Origin of the sequence: Kitasatospora sp. MBT63 (genome assembly GCF_000710465.2) — a bacterium.
Taxonomy (GTDB): domain Bacteria; phylum Actinomycetota; class Actinomycetes; order Streptomycetales; family Streptomycetaceae; genus Kitasatospora.
Window position 1 is genome coordinate 1 of sequence record NZ_JAIZ01000141.1, and the last position, 3390, is coordinate 3390.

At 76.8% G+C, this 3390-nt stretch carries 3 protein-coding genes; 1 reads left to right on the top strand and 2 read right to left on the bottom strand.

The window, feature by feature from the left end:
- The first annotated feature begins 61 nt into the window (after window positions 1-61).
- Complete coding sequence (locus tag AA75_RS09580) at window positions 62-691, top strand: class I SAM-dependent methyltransferase (protein ID WP_051812060.1); 630 nt, start codon at window positions 62-64, stop codon at window positions 689-691.
- Between the two features lie 355 nt (window positions 692-1046).
- Here the strand turns inward: AA75_RS09580 and AA75_RS49165 are convergent, their stop codons facing one another.
- Window positions 1047-2003 carry a hypothetical protein gene (locus AA75_RS49165; RefSeq protein WP_033819430.1) on the bottom strand — a complete coding sequence of 319 codons (957 nt, stop codon included), beginning with the start codon at window positions 2001-2003 and terminating at the stop codon, window positions 1047-1049.
- A 121-nt stretch (window positions 2004-2124) separates the two neighbouring features.
- Window positions 2125-3390, bottom strand: a 1266-nt coding sequence (locus AA75_RS09590) for an ABC transporter substrate-binding protein (protein ID WP_051812061.1), incomplete at its 5' end; no start/stop codon positions are given.

A 3390-nucleotide genomic window follows, 5' to 3' on the forward strand; every position in this document is an offset into this window, starting at 1 on the left:
CGGGTGGCGGGTGGCGGGGCGGAGACTACGCTGCGGGCAGCACCGACCGAGGGAGTACGCCGTGTCCGACGCAACCGCCGCCCGGCCCGGGGACGGACCGGCCGAACTGGCCCGCACCCGGGAGTTCTTCGCGGCGCGCGCAGCCGGCTGGGATACGAAGTTCCCCGACGACGGGCCGCGCTACACCCGGGCCATCGCCGAACTCGGCATCACAGCTGGCGACTTCGTCGTGGACGCGGGCTGCGGGACCGGACGGGCACTGCCACTGCTGCGGGCCGCCGCCGGGCCGCACGGCACCGTCCTGGGTGTGGACCTCACGCCCGAGATGATCGACCTGGCCCGTGCCCACCGTGGCAGTGCCGACCTGCTGGTGGCCGACTGCGCCCGGCTCCCGCTGCGCGACGCGGTCGTCGACCTGGTCTTCGGCGCGGGCCTGATCTCCCACCTGCCCGGCCCCGGCACCGGCCTGCGCGAACTGGCCCGGATCACCCGCCCCGGCGGGCGCCTCGCCCTCTACCACCCGATCGGCCGCACCGCCCTCGCCGCCCGGCACGGCCGCCGGATCACCCCGGACGACCTGCGGGCCGAACCCAACCTCCGCCCGCTCCTGGACGCCTGCGGCTGGGGGCTGACCGCGTACACCGACACCGACGAGCGGTACCTGGCGGTGGCGGTGCGGCGGGAGGGCTGAGGGGTCGGTCGGCGCCCGCGCGCAGGAGCGGGACCGGAGCGAGGGCGACGCGGCGTCGTAGCGGGGCAGGTCGTCGGGGCGGCGACGGGCACGGGGCCTGGCGCCCGGCCCTGGGCGGAGGGCAGGGGGCCGTGCCCGGCGGTACGGGTGGGTGGCCTTCCGGTGCGCGCAGTTCCCCGCGCCCCTGAAAGGCCCCGCCCGGGCCGGAGGGCAGGGGGCCGTGCCCGGCGGTACAGGTGGGTGGCCTTCCGCCGGGCGCAGTTCCCCGCGCCCCCGAAAAGCCCCACCCGGGCCGGGGGCGGGGACCGTTCCCCTCGCCCTTGAAATAAGCACGGGCCGGGGAGGGCAGGGGGTGTCAGATGTCGGCGTTGCCACTGACGGCCCAGGCGAGGCCGGTGGCGGGGTCCTCGAGGGTGAGGTGGAGGTAGCGGACCTCGTCGGCGGGTTCGCTCCAGGTGAAGCAGCGCAGGCGGGCGACCAGGGAGTCGATCTCGGCACGGGACGGGCGGGGCCCGCCGGTCATCGCGGCGAGGACGCGCCACAGGGCGAGGCGGCCGTCCGCCGCGCCTTGGGCGGGGTGTTCCGAGCCGACCCGGACCAGGGCCGGGTAGGCGGCGGCGAACGGCAGGTGGCCGCCGTTGACCCGGCCCGGGGGTGCGGTGCGGGCGGCGGCGTCGCGGCCGGTGCCGCGGACGCAGGAGACGGTGGCCCATGGGGCCAGGACGGCCAGCAGCCGGGTGGCGGCCAGGCCGCGGACCGGTTCGCCGGGAGCAGGCAGGTCGACCTGGCCGAGGCCCTCGCGGGTGGCCGGCAGGGCCGCGGGCACCCGCAGGGCGCCGCCGTCCCTGAGGTACTCGGGGACCAGGCCGCCCTCCTGGCGGCCGGCCGCCTCCCAGCCGGCGAGGGTCAGTGGGACGCCTTCCGGGTCGGGTTCGGCATCGGCAGTGAGGTCCTCGCCGAGCAGCACCCGGGTGTGGGTGACCAGCCGCCGGACGGGCGCGGCGTCCAACAGCGGGGCCAGCCGCCGCCAGGGGTGACGGGTCGCCAGGACCTCCCAGAGCGGGCCGGCGTCGTGGTCGGCCGGGCCGGCGGCGGTGTCCGGTCCGCCGTCCGGGTCGAACAGCCGGGCGGCCAGCTCGGGCGGCGCGCCGTACGCGATCAGGTGACCGAAGGGCGCCGCCTCGGCCGCCCCCACCGCCTGCCCGTGCCGCGCCACGGCCGCCGCCCGGGTCCGCCGGTAGGCGTCGAGCAGCTCCGGCCAACGGCTCTCGTCGGCGAGCGCGGCCAGCCTGCGGTGCTGATAGGTGATCACGTTTGGAGCGTACGACGCCGGTCCTCGCATCGGCCGACAGCGGGCCGGTTCGGTGCGTCGCCCACGCACCGCCGCCGGGGGCGCCGTCCGGCCGGCGGCCGGGGCCCGCCCGCACCCCGGGTCACTGCGGCGGCTTGCCGCCGGTCAGGACCCAGCGGACGTCGACGAAGCCGCTCTGCTGCTCGGTCAGGCGGCCGCCCTTGACCTGCTGGAAGGTCACCCAGGTGTTGGTCAGCCGGGGGGACTCCGCGCTCGGCAGCATGTCGCCCTGCCCCCAGTTGAGCGGCGGGGTGACTCCGCCGGTGTCGATCGAGTCGCCGCTGTCCAGCTGGGCCCGCATGCCCTTGGCGGTGAGCGGCTGGCCGGCCGAGGAGATCCGGTCGACGGCCTGCAGGAACGTCTGGTAGGCGACCCAGGTGGTCTGGACGGCGAGGTCCGAGGTGTCGATCGGCCGGCCGCCGGCGCCGGCCGCGTTGCCCGCGGTGCTGCGCAGGTCGTCCCAGACCTTTGACGACTCGGGCGGGTACCAGCCGGTCGCGAAGGACCCGTTGAGCGGGCTCTTCGCACCTCCGGTGGTGTCGATGACGGCCTGCTGGATGCTGCCGATCACCGAGGCCAGCTGGGTGCGCTTGGGGGCCAGCTGACGGTAGGCGTCGAGCAGCAGCAGGGTCTGCTCGGGTCCGAGCGCGACGGTGACGCAGTTGCCGGACCGGTCGTCGCCGACCGCCTTCTGGGCGATCGGCTGGACGGCGGCCGCGCTGGCCGCGTTCTCCGCCACCTTGACGTCGGCGAGCTTGATCCCGGCGGGCGAGATCGCACCGGAGAGGTAGCGGGTGAGGGTGTCGCCGATGCCGTTGTCCGGGCGGACCAGGGCCACCGCCTTGCAGCCGGCCGCGGCGAGCTGCCGGCCGCTGCCCGCGATCAGGGTCGGTGTCCCGCCGGCCACCGGGTAGGACAGCGGACTGCTGAACTCCGAGCCGGAGAGCCCGTAGCCGCCGAGGTAGGGGATGCCGGCCTCCTCCAGCAGCGGCATGAAGGTGTCGCCGTACTGGCTGTACGAGCCGATCACCGCGACCGCGTGGGCCGCGATGGCCTGGTGGGCGCAGTCGGTGACGCCGGCGGCGGAGTTGTGCTCGTTGCAGGTGAGCACCTTGAGCCGGTGTCCGGCCGGGCCGCCCTTGGCGTTGACCTCGCGGGCGATCTCCTCGGCGAGGGCGGTCACCCCGGGACGGTCGGCGGAGCCGGTGCCGGACGGCGCCCAGGTCATGACGGTGAGTTGGCCATCGCCGTCGGAGGCACCGGCCGGGCCGCCGCAGGCGGTTGTCGCCAGCAGCGCCGGGAGCAGGGCCGCGGCGGCCGCCAGGGCCGCGGCCCGGCGCCGCGCGCG